The 18,139-nt window shown below is 72.8% G+C and carries 15 protein-coding genes; 11 read left to right on the plus strand and 4 right to left on the minus strand.

The genetic code is table 11. The features are described from left to right. Positions 1 to 79 precede the first annotated feature (79 nt). Complete coding sequence (locus ACFY1S_RS15730; protein WP_387117826.1) at positions 80 to 1,234, plus strand: hypothetical protein; 1,155 nt, start codon at positions 80 to 82, stop codon at positions 1,232 to 1,234. Here the strand turns inward: ACFY1S_RS15730 and ACFY1S_RS15735 are convergent. After that, complete coding sequence (locus ACFY1S_RS15735) at positions 1,213 to 3,345, minus strand: AAA family ATPase (RefSeq protein WP_387117829.1); 2,133 nt, start codon at positions 3,343 to 3,345, stop codon at positions 1,213 to 1,215. The two genes, ACFY1S_RS15730 and ACFY1S_RS15735, sit on opposite strands and share 22 nt — an antisense overlap. 273 nt (positions 3,346 to 3,618) lie before the next feature. Here ACFY1S_RS15735 and ACFY1S_RS15740 point away from each other — a divergent pair, with 273 nt between their 5' ends. The 9 genes from ACFY1S_RS15740 (at position 3,619) to ACFY1S_RS15780 (ending at position 14,840) form a co-directional block, all read left to right on the plus strand. Continuing rightward, complete coding sequence (locus ACFY1S_RS15740; RefSeq protein WP_387117832.1) at positions 3,619 to 5,499, plus strand: RyR domain-containing protein; 1,881 nt, start codon at positions 3,619 to 3,621, stop codon at positions 5,497 to 5,499. Beyond that, positions 5,496 to 6,008: a hypothetical protein gene (locus ACFY1S_RS15745; RefSeq protein ID WP_387117835.1), complete on the plus strand. Its 513-nt coding sequence runs from the start codon at positions 5,496 to 5,498 to the stop codon at positions 6,006 to 6,008. The genes ACFY1S_RS15740 and ACFY1S_RS15745 overlap by 4 nt, the downstream gene beginning before the upstream one ends. Positions 6,009 to 6,214: 206 nt before the next feature. Beyond that, positions 6,215 to 7,432, plus strand: a complete 1,218-nt coding sequence (locus ACFY1S_RS15750) for an MFS transporter (RefSeq protein WP_387117838.1) — start codon at positions 6,215 to 6,217, stop codon at positions 7,430 to 7,432. 92 nt (positions 7,433 to 7,524) lie between these two features. Further along, on the plus strand, positions 7,525 to 9,189 hold the full coding sequence (locus tag ACFY1S_RS15755) for an ABC transporter substrate-binding protein (RefSeq protein WP_387117841.1): 1,665 nt from the start codon (positions 7,525 to 7,527) through the stop codon (positions 9,187 to 9,189). 6 nt (positions 9,190 to 9,195) lie between these two features. After that, positions 9,196 to 10,152, plus strand: coding sequence for an ABC transporter permease (locus ACFY1S_RS15760; protein ID WP_387117843.1), 957 nt, complete (start codon positions 9,196 to 9,198; stop codon positions 10,150 to 10,152). Next, positions 10,149 to 11,036, plus strand: a complete 888-nt coding sequence (locus ACFY1S_RS15765; protein WP_387117845.1) for an ABC transporter permease — start codon at positions 10,149 to 10,151, stop codon at positions 11,034 to 11,036. The genes ACFY1S_RS15760 and ACFY1S_RS15765 overlap by 4 nt, the downstream gene beginning before the upstream one ends. Beyond that, positions 11,033 to 12,055, plus strand: a complete 1,023-nt coding sequence (locus ACFY1S_RS15770) for an ABC transporter ATP-binding protein (RefSeq protein ID WP_387117847.1) — start codon at positions 11,033 to 11,035, stop codon at positions 12,053 to 12,055. The genes ACFY1S_RS15765 and ACFY1S_RS15770 overlap by 4 nt, the downstream gene beginning before the upstream one ends. Next, complete coding sequence (locus ACFY1S_RS15775) at positions 12,052 to 13,053, plus strand: ABC transporter ATP-binding protein (protein WP_387117849.1); 1,002 nt, start codon at positions 12,052 to 12,054, stop codon at positions 13,051 to 13,053. Before ACFY1S_RS15770 ends, ACFY1S_RS15775 begins: the two co-directional genes overlap by 4 nt. Continuing rightward, positions 13,050 to 14,840 carry a gamma-glutamyltransferase family protein gene (locus ACFY1S_RS15780; RefSeq protein WP_387117851.1) on the plus strand — a complete coding sequence of 597 codons (1,791 nt, stop codon included), beginning with the start codon at positions 13,050 to 13,052 and terminating at the stop codon, positions 14,838 to 14,840. Before ACFY1S_RS15775 ends, ACFY1S_RS15780 begins: the two co-directional genes overlap by 4 nt. Here the strand turns inward: ACFY1S_RS15780 and ACFY1S_RS15785 are convergent. Next, the gene (locus ACFY1S_RS15785) at positions 14,837 to 15,517 is read right to left on the minus strand and encodes a GntR family transcriptional regulator (protein WP_364363761.1); all 681 of its coding nucleotides are present in this window, start codon (positions 15,515 to 15,517) and stop codon (positions 14,837 to 14,839) included. The genes ACFY1S_RS15780 and ACFY1S_RS15785 overlap by 4 nt on opposite strands. A gap of 68 nt (positions 15,518 to 15,585) precedes the next feature. Between ACFY1S_RS15785 and ACFY1S_RS15790 the strand changes: the two genes are divergently transcribed. Then, a complete protein-coding gene (locus ACFY1S_RS15790) occupies positions 15,586 to 16,302 on the plus strand; it encodes a YoaK family protein (protein ID WP_387117854.1) in 717 nt (238 codons plus the stop codon). A gap of 4 nt (positions 16,303 to 16,306) precedes the next feature. Here the strand turns inward: ACFY1S_RS15790 and ACFY1S_RS15795 are convergent, their stop codons facing one another. Both ACFY1S_RS15795 and ACFY1S_RS15800 read right to left on the minus strand, forming a co-directional pair. Further along, entirely contained in the window at positions 16,307 to 16,933 is a 627-nt protein-coding gene (locus ACFY1S_RS15795; protein ID WP_387117857.1) for a response regulator, read from the minus strand. Further along, on the minus strand, positions 16,930 to 18,123 hold the full coding sequence (locus ACFY1S_RS15800; protein ID WP_387117859.1) for a sensor histidine kinase: 1,194 nt from the start codon (positions 18,121 to 18,123) through the stop codon (positions 16,930 to 16,932). The genes ACFY1S_RS15795 and ACFY1S_RS15800 overlap by 4 nt, the downstream gene beginning before the upstream one ends. Between the last annotated feature and the right edge of the window lie 16 nt (positions 18,124 to 18,139).

Raw genomic sequence — 18,139 nt, forward strand, 5'->3', positions numbered from 1 at the left:
ACGCGGTTCGTGATTGAGCTGGTCGGCCCGCGTCGATATCCTCACCTCGGATCAACGGGGGGTTCGACGCGTCGGTTGGGTGGCCGTGACCGTAGTGGCGAGATCAGCGGCCGTGGCCGCCGCCGCCCTGGCCGGCCTGGTCGTGGCCTGGGCCGGCGACGTGGATGGGCTCGAACGCGCCCCCGCGTACCTGCTCCTCGCCTCGGTCCTGCTGGCGGTGGGCCTGGTCGGCAGCACCCGCGACATCAGTCTCGCCGAGGTACGCGCCCACCTGGGCACCGTGCTGCTGGCTGTCACAGTCGGTGTGGTCGCCAAGGCCGCGCTCATCGCCGCGGTGATGGTGCTGGCCTTCCGCGACCCCGCGTTCCTGGTCCTCGGCGTGGCAGTCGCCCAGATCGACCCGCTCGCCGTGGCCGCCATGAGCCGACCCGACCGCACCTCCGCGCGGGCCCGGTCCATCCTGTCCATCTGGGCGTCCTTCGACGACCCCATCACGGTGCTGCTCACCGTCTACGTCTCCGCGTTCGCCCTGGACCTCAGCGGCGGCGACGGCGGCGCGCTCGCCGGCGCCATCAGCGACCGCCCCCTGGACCTGCTGCTCGACCTGCTCGCCAACGTGGGCCTCGCCGTGGGGGCCTGGCTGGTGTGGCGACTGCTGCGTGCCGCCGGCCTACGCGAGGACGCGCACCGCCCCCGGCTCCGTACGGCGCTCAACTGGCTGGCGGTGGCGCTGCTGATCGCAATGGTCCTGGTCGCCGCCTGGCAGTTCCTCATGCTCGGCCTGGCGATCGCCGGGCTCTTCTTCCGCCCCCGGCTCGGCCCCGTCGTCGGCCGGTCCACCCAGGCGGCGTACCTGGTGGCCACGTTCCTGCTGGGACTGCTGCTGGTGAACGGCGTCGACATCCTGCCCGGTGTGGTGCTCGGGCTGGCGGCGGTGGCGGCGCAACTGGTGGTGTCGGTGCCGATCACCCGTGGCCTGCCCGCGACCGACCGACGGTATCTCGCCTGGGGGCAGCAGAACGGCATCACCGCGGTGATCCTCGCCCTCGTCCTGGAACGGGACTTCCCCGGCACGGTGGGGATCGTGGCGACGGCCATCGTGGTCATCAACGTCATCCACGCCCTGGCCACGGCGGTGCTCGACAGGCGTCGACCCGGCGGCCCCGGCGACACCGCGCACCGACCGGACGCCGACCCGACGCCGCTCGGCGCTCAGCCGGCGAGCAGCAGCTGACGGACCCGGCCGCCCAGCCCGTCGAAGACCGACCGCGCCTGCGACCAGGTACGCGAGTGGTCGACCGGATCCACGCCGTCCTCGCCACCGCCACCGGCGGCGGCCAACCCGCTCAGCGTGTCCAACTGGAACAGCGGCAGGTACTCGGCTATCCCGTCGTACGTCTCGCAGAGCAGATCCAACCGCTCCGGGTCCGTCGGTTGGGGATCGGCGCGGTGGCCGGCGTACCACTGCTCCACGCCCTCGCGGAACGCCTCGATGAGGCGGCGCAGGACCACCGACGTGCCCACCGCCCGCTGCACGTCCCGCGAGCGCAGCAGCGACCGTAGGGCCTGGCCGCCGTCCGCGCCGCCGACTGTCGCCACGCGGTGCGGGGCGAACGCGTCCCGCAGGCGGCGTTCGAAACCGGTGAGCTGGTCCAGGGCGTCGATGGCCTCGACGAACACCCGCGCGACACGCCCCGGCAGCGGCGGCGTCGCCCCCGCCTCCGGCTGGTGCTGCGGTACGACCCCGAGCAGACCGGCCGGACGCAGCTCGCCCCGGATCTCGTCGAGCTGGTACGACAGGTGCTCGATGGAGCGCTGGGTGTTGCTCTGCTGGCGGTGGATCCGTTCGACGCGCTGGCGTACCGAGGTCAGCGCGTCCGCGCCGATCGCCTGCTCCAGCCGGCGCATCAGGGCCTTGACACTGCCCGACAGGTCCTCGGCGAAGGACTGCGGGTCGTGCACGATGGGCTCGACGCTGAACGTGCCCGCGAGTTCCGCGGCGAACTCCGTCGGCAGGTGGCCGACGACGACGAGGATCACCTCGCTGTCCGGGACGGCCGCCCGGATCGCGACGACCCGTCGGTGCAGGTCGTCGACCTCCTCCGCCTTGAGGATCGACTCGCTGAGCAGCACGCAGCAGCCGGCGTTGCGTTCCTCCACGGGTATCCAGAAGTCGACAGGCAGGTCACGCATCGACCCGAGCAGATGGTCCCGCTGGTACGACCAGCCGTCCTGGGTGAGCACCCGCCGTACGTCGGCGGCGACGTCCTGCCGGTTGGCCAGGTCGAACTGGACCCGCACGACCTCGCGGACCATGACGTGGGTGACGGGTGTGCCGGCCTGGGCGGCGCGCTGGAACAGGTGGTAGCAGAGCCGGATCACCCGCCGGGGCACCCCGTCGGCGAGGTTGGCCAGGTATTCGGTGGTCTCCACGGTGAACGGCGCGAGCCGGGCCTGGCCGAACGCCCGGAGCTGGGTCTGCCTGATGAACGTGCGCACGTCCTCGCCGGCGAGCGCGGACATCCGTACGATCGGCCCGATCCGCTGGCGCACCTCGGTGCTGAGCAGGTGCAGCATGTCGGGCAGCCCGGCGATCACCAGCAGGGCACCGGCGGAGGTGAACACGCCGAGCAGCCGTTGCAGGCGGGCCATCGTCTCCGGGCCGGGCCGGCCACCCGCGGTGAGGATCTTGTCGAGCTCGTCGAGGACCAGCACGAAGCGGTCGTGCCGTCGACCGTGCAGCAGGGCCAGCACACCCATCGCCTCGACGGCGGTGGCCTCCACGTCCGTACTGGGGGTGACGCCGGCGGCGACAAGCGCCGGGCCCGGCGGATGACCCGACAGCCAGTCCCATGCGGCGGCCTCGGTGCCCGGGTCGAGCAGCATCGCCAACGCGGTGCCGAACGCCGGGTCGGTGGTGACCTCCGCCAGGTCCGCGCGAAGCCGCTGGACGAGCTGATCGGCCGAGGAGTCGGGCAGGTAGCCGGTCAGCAGCTCACGGACCGCGTCCCGGGACAGTCGGGTCAGGAACCGGCGGTGCAGTGACAGGAACGTGTCGCCCGGCGCGTCCAGGTAGATGGCCTGCCCGGCCGCTCCGGTGACCCGCCGGGTGTGGGCCAGCAGCTCCACCGCGAGATGGGTCTTGCCGGTGCCGTAGTCACCGACGAGGGCGACCACGGCGCCGTCACCGGTGCGGAGGTAGTCGTCGAGTTGGTCGGTGGCGTCGCGGACGGCGGTGGTGACCACCGTGCTCCCGCCGGCGCCCTGCTCCGTCACACGGGCCACGGCCGTCGGGGAGAAGGGATTGACCGGGCCTGCCGCCGGTGGACCTTCGACTGCGTCCATCTCCGTGATCCTCCGGTAGCTCCGGCCTGGGCGCCAGGTGTCGGGGGACCCGAGGCCGACCCGTTCCTGCGCCCCCTCCGGCCCGTCTGGCAATCGTAACCCTCGGTGGCGAGTCAGGGGGACCGGTACGCATCCACCGACTGCGTCGTTCACCTGGGAAAAGAGCCGATCAGCCGGGGTGCCGATGGTCCGGTCGGATCGACTGCGTCGAATACGATACGAGGTGGCCCGGTCCCGTGGATCGCGGCGTCGCGCGGACGAGGGAGTTGGTCGATGACGGGTCCGGTCCCCGGCGCGTACCGCCCCGCCGGGAGGGCGCTGCGGATGGTCTTCGCGGTGATCGGCCTGCTCGCGCTGGTGCTCGGCTACGTGGGCTTCGACCGGATGCTGCGGGCCGAGCCGGGCAGCGGCTACGACCTGTACGACGTCGTCTACTACGACATCCAGCTCTTCGTGCTCGGCGCGGAGCCGTTGCAGGATCCCGGCCCGTACCCGTGGCAGTTGCAGGTCGCCCGGTTCGCGGCCCCGCTGTTCACCCTGCTCGCGGTGGTGGAGGCCAGCCGGTTGCTGCTGGCCGCCGAGATCCGCCGGTTGCGCGCCAGGCGGGCTCGCGGGCACGCGGTGGTCTGCGGCGACTCCCAGTTCGCCCACATGCTCGCCGACCGGCTCTTCAGCGAGGGCGAGCGGGTGATCGTCGTACGCGCCGAGCCGTTCGGGCCGCTGGAGTACCGGCGGCGCCGCTACCTGGGGGTCACCGGCGACCCGACGAGCCCCGAGGTGCTGCGCGGCGCCGGTCTGCCGCACGCCCACACGGTCTACGCCTGTACGGACGACGACGACCGCAACCACGCCATCGCCAACGCGGCGAGCCGGTTGATCCAGGACCGGCGGCAACCGGCCCGGGTCTACGTGCAGGTCCACGACCCGGAGATGTGCCTGTCGTTGCAGGCCCGGCGGTTGGGTGCGGCCGGTTCGAGCCGGCTGCGGCTGGACTACTTCCACGTCGACGACGTCGCCGCCCGGGCCCTGCACCGGCACCACCCCCTTCCCACCCCGGCGGGCCGACCGGTCCGGATCCTCATCGCCGGCCGGGGCAGCTTCCGCCGCGCCGCGCTGGTGGCCAGCGCCCGGCACTGGCAGCTGCGCCAGGCCGAGGCGCCGCCCGGTCGGCAGGTGCCGCCGCTGCGCGTCGACCTGGTGGCGCCGGACGCGACAGTCGAACTCGAGCTGGCCACCGCCCGGCACCCCTTCCTGCCGGCCGCCTGCCAGGTCCGGGCGTACGACCTGGACCTCGACGGTCTGGTCGGGTCGGGGATGCTGCGCGGTGGCTACGACCGGCTCTACGTCTGCGCGGTGGACGAACGCAACGGCCTCCAGTTGGCGCTGGACACCCCGGCGCTGTGGCAACGGGCGGAGAGCACCGTCTTCGTACCCGTGTACCGGCAGGCGGCGCTCGCGGCCGCGTTCCACGGCGACCGGCGGCACGACCTGCTCGACGAGGTGCACGGCAGGCTCCAGCTCTACCCGGTGCTGACCCGGGCCTGCGACGCCCAGCTGATCGCCGAGGACCTCACCGAACGGCTGGCCCGGCAGATCCACGACAAGTACCTCCAGTCGCAGGCCGAGGCCGGGGTGCGCCGGGGTTCGGCGCCCGCCATGGTGGACTGGGCCCGGCTCCCCGAGTCGCTGCGCCGGGCCAACCGCGCCCACGTGCAGGACATCGCCGGGAAGCTGCTGAGCCTCGGTTGCGTGGTGGCGCCCCGGCACGGCACCACAGGCGGTACGGCGGATCCGGGCGCCAGCCGGGCGATCGACGACCGGATCGACGAACTGGCCCGGATGGAGCACGAGCGGTGGTGCCGGGAACGGCGGGGGGAGGGCTGGGTGTACGGCGAGCCGCGCGACGACGCCCGCCGCCGGCATCCCACGCTGCGGCCCTGGGACGAGCTGCCGCCGGACGTCCAGGAGATGAACCGCAACGAGATCCGGGCGCTGCCGGAGGTGTTGTCCAACGCCGGCTTCGAGATGATCCGGCTGACCGCCGAGGGCGCCGAGCCCACCCCCGGCCCGCCCGCGCCGCCCCGGCAGAGCGGCGCAGCGGGCGAGTCCCCGCGTACGTCGGGCGGCGCGTCGGGGGAGATGATCGGCGGATGACGCTGGACCCTCGGCCGGTCCGGGTGGGGATCACCGGGCACATCAACCTGACCCCCGCCACCGAACGGCTCGTGTACGACGCGCTGCGTACCGAGCTGCGCCGGATCAGCGAGCGGCCGGTGCGGGGTGTCACCTGTCTGGCCGCGGGCGCCGACCAGGTCTTCGCGCGGGCGGTGCGTGCCACCGGCGGCGTGTACGAGGTGGTCCTGCCGGCACCGGACTACCGCGAGCGGGCGATCCCGGTGGCGGGCCGGGCCGCCTTCGACGAACTGCTCGGCGGGGCGGTCGAGGTCGTCCACACCGGATTCCGGCACTCCGGCACTGCCGCGTACGTGGCCGCGAACCGGGAGTTGCTGCGCCGGGTGCAGCGTCTGGTGGCCGTCTGGGACGGGGAGCGCGGCTGCCACGAGGCGGCGACCGACCGTACCGTGGGCTGGGCGCGGCAGCGCGACATCCCGACGACGGTCCTGTGGCCGCCGGGTGCGCGCCGGACCGACACGGCGGGCTGAGGACGCGGCGGGCTGGAGACGCGGCGGGCTGGAGACGCGGCCTCTCCCGGCCGGCGCGGCCGGGTCTCGCCCCGCAGGTGGCGCCACCTGATGAGGGGCGTTTGCGGCAGTTGCCGCACCTGGGCCGGTGGTCACGACCCATGCTGCACGGGGGACAGGAGGCGCGGCGGCCCGCAGCACGGGTCCGGACCCGGAAGGGACTGACCATGTCCAAGGCCAGCGACGCCGACGGCGTCCGGGCTCGGTCGCGTTCCACGTCCGGCGCGGTACGCGTCGCGTTCGCCTTCTGGATCACTCTCGTCGGGACGACGGTGCCGACCCCGCTCTACCCGCTCTACGAGAGGCAGTTCGGCTTCTCGTCGTTGACGGTGACAGTGGTCTACGCCCTCTACGCGCTGGGGGTGGTCGTGGGGCTGCTGGTGTTCGGCCGGCTCTCGGACCAGATCGGCCGTCGCCCGGTCATCCTGGCCGCGCTGATCCTCTCCGTCGCCGCCGACGCCGTCTTCCTGTTCGCCGTGGACCTCGCGATGATCATCGTGGGTCGGGTGCTCGCCGGCCTCTCGGCCGCGCTTGTCATCGGAGCGGCGACAGCCGCCCTGGCCGAGCTCATCGACCCCCGGCACCCCAAGCGTGCCGCCACCGTCTCGATCTTCGCGAATTTGGGCGGTCTCGCCGCCGGCACGCTGCTGGCCGGGGTCGTGTCGGACGTGGCACCCGAGCCGCTGCGGCTGCCCTGGGCCATCGTGCTGATTTTCGCGGTGGTCGCGATCGTCGCGCTGCGCGGGGTGCCGGAGACGGTGCGGGAGCGTTCCCCTGTGACGATCCGGGTGCAGCGGCTCTCCGTACCGGCGAACATCCGCGGTGACTTCGTCCGTTCGGCGATCACCGGCGGTGCGGGCTTCGCCGCGCTCGGAGTGCTCACGTCGGTGACCGGGTTGTTCCTCGGCATGGTCCTGCACAGGACGTCCCACACGCTTGCCGCGCTCGTGGTCTTCCTGGCGTTCATCGGCGCGGCCTTCGGTCAGCTCCTGACCCGCGTCCTGTCGTCGCGCGCCGCGCTGGCGTACGCCTGCGCCGGTCTGGTCGTGGGGGCCGGTCTGCTCGGGTTCAGCATGTGGAGGGCGGTGCTGGCGACGCTGATGGTCAGCGCGGCGCTCATCGGGATCGCCGCCGGGGTGGCCGTCGGCGACGGCGTCGCGACGATCACGATGAGGACGGCGCCGCAGCACCAGGCCGAGGTGGTGTCGACCTTCTTCGCCATCCTCTTCGCCACGCTCGGCGTCCCAGCGGTAGGGGTGGGGCTGCTGATCCAGGCGACCGGGCTGCGTCCCGCCGGTGAGATCTTCAGCGGGGTGGTGGCGGTGCTCGCGCTGGGTGTGCTGTTCAGCCTGCTGCGCGGCGGCCGGACCCGGTCCCCGGGCTGATCGCGGGTCGGGTTTGTCCGGGGCGCGGAGGTCTTGCGGCGGTCATCGTATACAACATACGCTCCCCGAATCGCCCACTCGAGGAGCTCTCCATGACGAACCTCTCCGCCAGCGAACCGAGCCGTCTACTCCGGGCCGCGGTGGCGGTCGTCGCCGTCGCCTGCACCGTCGTCGCCTGTTCACCGGTGTCGGACGACGGGGGCGGCACCGGCTCCGGCGACAGCCAGTCGGCAGGCCAGGACTCCTTCGGTACGCCTGCCGACCCCGCCGCCGTCAAGCAGGGCGGAAAGCTGGTCATCGCCCTCTCCGCGGAGCCCGACGCGCTGGACCCGACACTCTCGCGCAGCCTCTACTCCCGGTACGTCTTCCAGGCCATGTGCCAGAAGCTCTACGACGTCAACGAGCAGGCGCAGGTCGTACCCCAGCTCGCGACCGCGCTGCCCACGACGAGCGGCGACGGGCGGACGGTCACCATCCCGCTGCGTCAGGGCGTGCGTTTCGCGGACGGGACCCCGTTCGACTCCGCCGCGGTCAAGGCCACCCTGCAACGGCACCTGACCAACGCCCGGTCGGCGCGCAAGAGCGAACTCGGCCCCATCGACGGCGTCGACACCCCCGACGCGCAGACCGTCGTCCTGCGGCTGAAGCAGCCGTTCGCGCCGCTGGTCGGTGCCCTCGCCGACCGCGCCGGCATGATCATGAGCAGCAGGGCGTTGCAGAGTCTGGGCGACGACTTCGCGTCGGCGCCGGTCTGCGTGGGCCCCTTCAAGTTCGCCAAGCGGGTCCCGCAGAACTCGATCGACGTGGTGAAGGACCCGAACTACTACGAGGCCGACAAGGTCCACCTGGACGCGATCTCCTGGCGGATCCTCAGCGACGCCAGCATCCGGGCCGCCAACCTGCGCTCCGGTGATGCCCAGGTCGCCGACAGCGTCTCCACGCAGGACGTGGCGTCGCTGCGGCAGGACTCCTCGGTCACCGTCCTGCAGTCGCAGTCCCTCGGCTACCAGGGCCTCACCATCAACGTCGGCAACGTCGACGGGGTCGGCACCGCACCCAAGCCGATCAACCGGCCGCTCGCGCAGAACGCCAAGGTCCGCCAGGCCTTCGAGCACGCCATCGACCGCAAGGCCCTCGTCGGCGCCGTCTTCAACGGCGTGCACACCGCCGCCTGCTCGCCCATCTCACCCGCCAGCCCCTTCTCGTCCCCCGAAGCCCAGACCTGCCCGGCGCACGACCCCGCCAAGGCCAAGCAACTGCTGACCGAGGCGGGCGTGCAGACGCCGTACCCGGTGACGGTGCTCGCGTCGAACACACCTGACACGCTGCGCCTCGCCCAGGCACTCCAGGCGATGGTCAAGGAGGGCGGGTTCGACCTGAAGATCAACCCGGTGGAGTACTCGTCGCTCCTCGACGAACAGGACCGGGGCAACTTCGAGCTGCTGCAACTCGGGTGGAGCGGACGGATCGACCCGGACGCCAACATCACCAACTTCGTCGGCACCGGCGCGAGCCAGAACGTCTCCGGCTACAGCAACCCCCAGCTCGACACGCTGCTGACCCAGGCCCGGCAGGCCGGCGACGTCGAGGAGCGCAAGAAGCTGTACGGGCAGGCGGTCACGCTGCTCCAGCAGGACGACGCGCTCATCTACCTGTACCGGCAGCGCAACCTGACCGCCGTCGCCAAGCAGATCCAGGGTCTGCAGGTCTTCCCGGACGGCGTGATCCGGGCCGCGTTCGCCGGCTACACCAAGTAGGTCGCCGTGGCCCGATACCTGCTCACCCGCGCCTGGCAGTCGGCCCTGACCCTGCTGATGTCGACGATCGTGGTGTTCGTCGGCGTACGGGCGCTCCCCGGCGACCCGGCCCTCGCCCTGGCGGGGGAGGACCGGTCGCCGGAGGCCCTCGAGGCCATCCGCCGGCACTACGGCCTGGACCAGCCGCTGCCGGTCCAGTTCGCGCAGTACGTGGAACGCGTGGCGCAGGGCGACTTCGGTGTGTCGATCCGGACCGGAACGCCCGTCTCGTCGATGCTCACCACCGCCCTGCCGGTGACAGTCGAGCTGTCCGTCCTGGCGATCGCCATCGCCTCGCTGCTCGGGGTCGGCGCCGGGGTGCTCGCGGCGGTCCGCCGTGGCCGCCCGGCGGAGTGGTGCGCCAACGCGCTCGCCCTGATCGGGCTGTCGGTGCCGCACTTCTGGCTCGGGCTGCTCGCGATCCTCTACCTGTCGGTGGCGACCGGCCTGTTCCCCGCGTCCGGGTTCGTGCCGCTGCTGGAGGACCCGGTCGACAACCTGCACCACATCGTCCTGCCGGCGGTGATCCTCGGCACCGGCCTGGCCGCCATCATCATGCGGCAGACCCGGTCGGCGATGCTCGACTCACTCTCCTCGGACTACGTCCGCACGGCGAAGGCGAAGGGCCTGCGCCCCCGCGCCGTCGTCACCAGGCACGCGCTGCGCAACAGCCTCATCGTGGTGGTGACGGTCGTGGGCCTCCAACTCGGAGGGCTGATCTCCGGCGCGGTCGTCACCGAGCAGATCTTCGGACTGCCGGGCTTCGGCAAGATGACAATCGACGCCGTGTTCCAGCGCGACTATCCGGTGATCCAGGCGGTCGTGCTGCTCACCGCGACGGCCTACATCGTGATCAACTTCTTCGTGGACCTGCTCTACTCGGTCATCGACCCCCGCATTCGGGTGACGGGAGATCCGGCATGACCGTCCTCGCCGTACCGATGGCGGAGACCGACGCGGTGAGCATCACCCGCCGGACCCGCGTCCTGCGCCGGTTGCGTCGCAACCCGCTCGCCGTCGTGAGTTTCGTCGTCCTCGCGCTCGCGGCAGCCGTCGCGCTGCTGTCGCCGTGGCTCGCCCCCTACTCCGTCGACCAGACCGACTTCGCCCGCACCTTCGCGCCACCCGGGACCTCCGGTCACCTGCTCGGCACCGACGACCTGGGGCGCGACGTCCTGTCCCGGATCATGCTCGGTGCTCGGGCGTCGTTGCAGGTGGGGCTCCTGGCCGTGGCCACCTCGCTTGTCATAGGCGTACCCCTCGGGCTGGCCGCCGGCTACTTCCGGGCCTGGGACGCGGTGATCTCGCGCTTCACCGACCTGCTCCTCGCGTTTCCGTTCCTGATCATGGCGGTGGGCCTCGCGGCGATCCGGGGCGCCAGCCTCGGCAACGCCGCGGTGGCCATCGGCATCGCCCAGATCCCCGGCGTGATCCGGGTGGTGCGGTCGGACACGCTGCGCCTCAAGTCGCTGGACTTCGTCGCGGCGGCCGTCGTGGACGGCGCCAGTGACCTGTGGGTTCTCGCCCGGCACATCCTGCCCAACGCGACGTCGGTGATCCTCGTGCAGGCCACTGTCGCGATCCCGGCGGCGATCCTCGGCGAGGCCGTGCTCTCCTTCCTCGGCCTCGGCATCCAACCCCCGGCCCCCAGCCTCGGCACCATGCTCGCCACCGCCCAGCAGTTCGCCGCCCGCGCACCCTGGGCCGCCGTCCTGCCCGGTGTCGTGATCATGGGGTTGGCGCTGGCGTTCAACGTCTTCGGTGACGCCCTGCGCGACGCCCTCGACCCCAAGGGAGACCGGCGATGACCACGGCCCCCGCGAGCACCGCCACGGCCGTCCTGGAGATGCGCGACCTGTCGGTCTCGTTCCCGACCGAGACCGGCACCGTCTCGGCTGTCGACGGGGTCACCCTGGACCTGGCGGCCGGGGAGATCGTCGGGATGGTGGGCGAGTCGGGCTGTGGCAAGAGCGTCACAGGCATGAGCATCGCCGGTCTGCTCCCGGGCAGCGCCAGGGTCACCGGCTCGGTACGCCTCAACGGCACCGAGTTGGTAGGCGCCCGCGAATCCGCACTCCGTCGGGTACGCGGCCGGGAGATCGCGTACATCTTCCAGGAGCCGATGACGTCGCTGAACCCGGTGCTCACCGTCGGGCGGCAGATCGCCGAGGTGCTCCAGGTTCACGAGCGGATGTCGCGGCGGGCCGCCCACGCCCGCGCCGTGGAGCTGCTGACCCTCGTCGGCATCCCCTCCGCGGCGCACCGCGTCGACGCGTACCCCCACCAACTGTCCGGTGGCATGCGCCAACGCGTGATGATCGCGATGGCTGTCGCCTGTGGCCCGAAGGTGCTGGTAGCCGACGAGCCGACCACCGCGCTCGACGTCACCGTCCAGGCCGGCATCCTCCAGGTCCTACGGGACCTGCGGGACCGGCTCGGCACGAGCATCCTCATCATCACGCACGACCTCGGGGTGATCGCCGACATCGCCGACCGCGTCGTGGTTATGTACGCCGGCCGCGTGGTGGAACGGGCGCCGGTCACCGACCTGTTCGCGCGCCCGTACCACCACTACACGGCCGGACTCCTGTCGGCGTCGCCGAAGCCGGGGCGACACGCCAGCACCGCGCGGCTGGCGGAGATCCCCGGTCTGGTGCCTGTCCTGTCGACCCAGCCGGACGCCTGCACGTTCGCCGACCGCTGCCCGGCGGCCGACGCGCGGTGCCGCGAGTCCGCGCCGCCGCTGGAGGTGGCGGGGGACGGGATCGACCACCTCGCGGCGTGTTGGCACCCGTGCCCGCCGCAACCCCGGGAGGCGAACCGATGACATCCCGACCGAACGCCCTGGAGATCGAGGACCTGGTGATGCACTTCGGCCCGGTCCGCGCCGTGGACGGGGTGTCCCTCACCATCGCCGCCGGCCGGGTCACGGCCCTGGTGGGAGAGAGCGGCTCGGGCAAGTCGACAGTCGGCAGGTGCGTCGTACGCCTCGTCGAACCGACGGCGGGCGTGGTCCGGATCGCCGGCACGGACGTCACCCACCTGTCCCGCCGGCAGCTGCGTCCGCACCGCCACGCGGTGTCGATCGTCTTCCAGGACCCGGCCGCCTCCCTGGACCCGCGCATGCTGGTGGGTGAGATCGTGGCCGAGCCGCTGCGGCTGGCCGGCCGGCGCGTCCCGCGGCGCGAGCGGGAGGCCCGCGTCGCTCCGCAGCTCGAACGGGTGGGCCTGCGCGCCGAGGTGGCGCGGCGTTACCCGCACGAGCTGTCCGGCGGGCAGCGCCAGCGGGTCAGCATCGCGCGGGCACTGGTCTCCGAGCCGATGCTGCTCATCGCCGACGAACCCACGAGCGCGCTCGACGTGTCGGTGCAGGCCTCGGTGCTCAACCTCCTCGCCGACCTGCAACGCGACATCGGTTTCGCCTGCCTGTTCATCACCCACGACCTGTCCGCTGTCGAGTACCTGGCCGACGACATCGCCGTCATGTACCTGGGCCAGCTCGTCGAGAAGGGCTCCCGCGAGCGGATCTTCGCCCGACCCGCCCACCCCTACACGCAGGCGCTGCTGGCGGCCGCGCCGGTGGCCGACCCGGTACGCCAGCGCCAGCGACAGCCGGTGCTGCTCGGCGACGACCTGCCGTCCGCGCTGGACCCGCCGTCCGGTTGCCGCTTCCGGACCCGGTGCCCGCTCGCGTTCGACAGGTGCGCGACCGAGGTGCCGCCGCAGGTGCCGATCGGCGACGGCATGGCAGCCTGCCACCTGGTCCAGCCGGATGGCACCGGCCCCGACGTCCGCACCGCAGATCCGAGTGAGGTGTTGTCATGACGTTCACCACCAGACCGACGTTGCAGGGCACGTTCGGCATGGTGTCCTCGACGCACTGGCTGGCCAGCCAGTCGGCCATGGGCATCCTGGAACGCGGGGGCAACGCCTTCGACGCGGCGGTGACCGCCGGGTTCGTCCTGCACGTCGTCGAGCCCCACCTCAACGGGCCGGGCGGCGAGGTGCCGGCCATCGTGGCGACCGCCCAGGACCCGACCCCGAAGGTGCTGTGCGGGCAGGGCCCGGCGCCGGCGGGCGCCACCATCGCGCACTTCCGGTCCCTCGGCATGGACCTGATCCCGGGCGCCGGGCCGCTCGCGGCGGCCGTACCCGGCGCCGTGGACGCCTGGCTCCTGCTGCTGCGCGAGCACGGCACGCTGTCCCTCGCCGAGGTGCTGGAGCCGGCCATCGGCTACGCCGCCGCCGGCCACCCCCTGGTGGGCAGGGTCGGCGACACCGTGGCGGCGGTGCGTTCGCTGTTCCAGGAGCACTGGCCCACGTCCGCCCAGCTCTGGCTGCGCGACGGCCGGCCACCGGCCGCCGGGGAGATGGTCACCAACCCGGCGTACGCCGACACCCTGCGCCGCCTCGTCGAGGCGGGACGGGCCGCCGGTCCCGACCGGGAGGCGCAGATCGAGGCGGCGCGCAGGGCCTGGGGTACGGGCTTCGTCGCCGACGCCGTCGACAGGTTCAGCCGGCTGCCGTTCCAGGACTCCAGTGGACGCCCGCACGCCGGTCTGGTCACCGGCGACGACCTGGCCGCGTACTCGGCGACGTGGGAGGAGCCGGCCACCCTGGACTGGCACGGCTACTCGGTGGCGAAGACAGGCTTCTGGGGGCAGGGGCCGGTGCTGCTGGAGACGCTGTCGGTCCTCGACGCGCTCGACGATCCGGGCGCGTACGACCCGGCCACCGCGGCCGGCATCCACGCCCAGGTCGAGGCGCTCAAGCTCGCCTTCGCCGACCGGGAGGCCTGGTACGGCGACAGCGCCGACGTGCCCGCCAAGGCGCTGCTCTCGCGGGAGTACGCGCGGGAGCGGGCCGCCCTGATCGGTGACCGCGCCTCGGCGGAGCTGCGGCCAGGGCACCCCGACGGGGCGCGGCCACGCCTCGCGGCGCACGTCCGGCCCGGCGCCGGCCGTCGTACCGATCCGTCGGACGCGACGACAGGGGAGCCGACCGTGCAGTCCGACGGCGTGACCCGGGGCGACACGTGCCACGTGGACGTGGTCGACAGGTGGGGCAACATGATCTCGGCGACCCCGAGTGGCGGCTGGTTGCAGAGTTCGCCCACCATCCCGGAGCTCGGGTTCCCGCTCGGCAGCCGCCTGCAGATGTTCTGGCTCGAGGAGGGTCTGGCGTCGTCGCTGGCGCCCGGCCGCCGGCCGCGTACAACGCTGAGCCCGACGATGGTGCACCGCGACGGTGAGCCGATCCTGGCGTGCGGCACGCCCGGTGGCGACCAGCAGGACCAGTGGCAGCTGCCGTTCCTGCTGCGTCACCTCGTCGCGGGGCAGTCGCTCCAGGAGGCGATCGACGCGCCCGCGTGGCACACGGTCAGCCTGCCGGGGTCGTTCTATCCGCGCGACATGCAGCCCGGCGTCCTGGTGGTGGAGGAACGCCTCGACGAGGACGTGCGGGAGGCACTGCTGTCGTACGGGCACGACGTGCGGATCTCCGACGCGTGGAGTCTCGGCCGGCTCTGTGCGGTCACCAGGGATCCGGGCACCGGGGTGCTCGCCGCCGGGGCGAACCCGCGCGGTATGCAGGGGTACGCGTGCGGTCGCTAGCGGGCGCCGTACCCGCCCTCGGCGTTCTCGTACGCCGCCGCGGAGGCCGCGTCGAGGTGGGCCAGCGCGGCCCGTTCGGCGCGGTCACCGTCGCCTGACTCGATGGCGTCGACAAGTTGGATGTGCTCGGCCCACGAGTGCGGCGCGCGTTGCTCGGCCCCCAGCCGGAAGACCCACTGGACGTGGAGGTACAGCGACTTGGCGATCGACGACAGCCAGGGGTTTCCGCTGATCTGGAGGATGCGCAGGTGCAGGGCGCTGTTCAGTTCGGCGACCCGGGGCAGGTCCTGCCGTTCGGTCGCCTCGCGGCCCTGGTCGAGCAGCGCGCGCAGGGCCGCGACGTCCGCCGCGCTCGCGCGTTCGGCGGCCAGCCGGGCGGCCAGCGCCTCCAGGCGCTCGCGGACGGCGAACATGTCCCCGATGGTGCCGCTGCTCGGCGAGGCGACGACCGCGCCCCGGCGGGGGAGGATCACCACGAAGCCCTCGGCCTCGGCGACGCGCAGCGCCTCCCGGACGGGGTTGCGGGAGACGCCGAAGTCCTCCGCCAGCCGGTCTTCGGTCAGCCGCTCGCCGGGCAGGTAGTCGCCGTCGATGATGGCGGTCCGCAGCGCCGTGAGGACCTGGTCGCGTAGCGGCAGGTGCTGAGCGCCAAGCTTGTCCCGCAGGTCTTCCGCCACCTGGTCGCCTCTCCGTGATCCGTCCGGGAAAAGTGTATACGAAGAACAATTTTTGGAGGACAGCGACAGTGTCGAGCACCGCGCCCCGCGTCACCAGTCCTCGCGTCGGCCCCCGGGACGACGATCGTCTCCTGCGACGACGGCACGCCCTCGTCGTCCTGCTCACGTTCCTCACCGGAAGCGCCGACGCGGTCGGCTTCCTGTCCCTGGGCGGGGCCTTCTCCAGCGTCATGACCGGCAACATGGTCCTGCTCGGACTCTCGGCCGGCAGAGGCGACGCGGACCTCGCCCTGACCTCCGGATGCGCGATCGTCAGCTTCATCGTCGGCGTCCTGGCCGGCGCACGCGTCGTCGGCTCGCCACAACCGGACGATCCCGTCTGGCCCCGCCGGGTCACCTGGGCGCTCGTCCTGGAGCTGCTCGTGTTCGGTGTCTTCCTCGTCGTCTGGGTGGTCAACCTCCCCACCCACAGCGACCGAGTCGACCTCGCCCTGCTCCTGCTGTCGGCGACGGCGCTCGGCGTGCAGAGCAGTGCCATCCAGCGCTTCGGCGTGCCGGGACTGTCCTCGACGTACCTGACCGGCACCCTCACGAGCCTCATCGCCGGTGTCGCCGCGCGCAGCCCGTGGGGCGGCCTGCGGCCCAAGGCTCAGGTGCTGCTGGCCCTGATGACAGGCGCGGCGGTCGGCGCCCTGGTGGCCCTGCACCTGCCGCTGGCCGCGCCGGTGCTGCTGATCGTGCCGCTCGTGCTCGTCATCGCCCTGTCCACCCGGATCCGGGCCTGACCCCTCAGACGCCGCGCGCGAACAGCGCCAGGCGTACCCGGTTGGGGCTGCCGGTCTTGGTCATCAGGCTCGTGATGTGGGTCTTGACCGTGGTGACACCGATGTGCAGCCGGTCGGCGATCTCGGTGTTGGACAGGCCCTCGGCGACGAGCGCCAGCACGTCCCGCTCGCGGCCGGTGAGGCCCGGCGCCGGTCGCGGCGCCTCGGCGCGCGCGTCGACCGCACGCTGGACGAGGCGGCGCAGCACGTCGGCGCTGAACGGACTGTCACCGACCGAGGCGCGGCGGATGCCGTCGAGCAGGTCGCCCGGGGGAGCGTCCTTGAGCAGGAACCCGCACGCCCCGGCGGTCAGCGCCGGGTAGAGGTGGTCGTCGTCGCCGAACGTGGTCAGCACCAGGACGCGGGTGGCCGGACGTTCGGCGAGGATCCGGCTGGTCGCGGTGATCCCGTCGACACCTGGCATCCGCAGGTCCATGACGACGACGTCGGGGAGCAGCCGCGCGGCGAGGGTGACGGCGTCGCGACCGTTGTCCGCCTCGCCGACCACCTCGATGTCGGGCTGGGCGTCGCAGAGCATGCGCAGCCCCGCGCGGATGAGGTGCTGGTCGTCGACCAGCAGGACGCGGATCACGCCGGCTCCGGCGTGGGCGACCCGGCCGCGCGGTCCCGGGGAGCCGGCGGTGCCGACGCCCCGGCGGCGGGGGTCAGCGCCGGAAGGACGGTACGCACCCGGAACCCCGTCCGTGTCGGGCCCGCCTCCAACCGCCCGCCGAGGACCTCGACGCGCTCACGCATGCCGGTGATGCCGTGGCCACCGCCGGTCGGCACCGCCGCCGGCTCACCCGCCAGCCCGTCGTCGGACACCTCCCAGTGCACGGCCCCATCCCTGACGGCGACCACGAGACGCGCCAGCGCGGAGGTGCCCGCGTGCTTGGCCACGTTGGTCAGCGCCTCCTGGGTCAGTCGCAGCACCGCGAGGCCCCGCACCGCGTCGAGGGCGCCGACCGCCGGGTCGATGTCGACCTCGACGCTGACGCCTGTCTGCCGGGCCCGGTCGACAGTCGCGCCGAGGGCCGCCGGCAGCGCCGACGGGTCGATGGCGGTCAGCGCCGCGTCACCGCGTACCCCGTCGGGGTCGCGCAGCACCGCGACCAGCCGGCGCAGCTCGGCCAGGGCCGCGGTGCCAGTGCCGTGCACGTCGTCGAAGACCGCGCCCACCCGGGGGTCGACGTCGGTGAGCACGTGCCGGGCCACGCCGACGCGCAGCACCATCGACGCCACGTGGTGCGCGACGACGTCGTGCAGCTCGCGGGCGATGGCGCTGCGTTCGTCGGCGCGGGCCGCGCGGCTCTCCGACTCGTGCCGCCGCTGCTCGGCGGCTGCCCGTTCGACGGCCTGCCGGCCGAGTTCCCGGTTGGCGCGGATGACCAGACCGAGCAGCACCGGCACGCCGACCTCCAGGGCCAGCCCGACGACGCCGGAGGCGACCCGGCGGGCCGGGTCGCCGATCGAATCGGTCAGGTCCACCACCACCAGCAGCGCGGTGGCCAACCAGATGACGCGGGGACGGCGGGCCCGCATGGTGACCTCGAGCAGCGCCCAGCTGGCGCCGACCTGGTTGATCGTGAAGTCGTCGACCAGCTGGACCGCGACCGCCAGCAGGGCGGCCTGCGCCACCAGGTTGACCAGCGGCCGGCGGTGCGCCAGCAGCGCCACGGCGAACGCGAGCACGGCGAGGATCCACTGTGTCGCAGGCGGTGTGCGTGTGGAATGGGGACCGAAGAGCAGGTAGCCCACGCCTGTGAGGTCGAGTAGCACCATCCGCACGAGCGTGTCC

The sequence above is a fragment of the Micromonospora sp. NPDC000663 genome (assembly GCF_042898105.1).
Taxonomy (GTDB): Bacteria; Actinomycetota; Actinomycetes; order Mycobacteriales; family Micromonosporaceae; genus Micromonospora.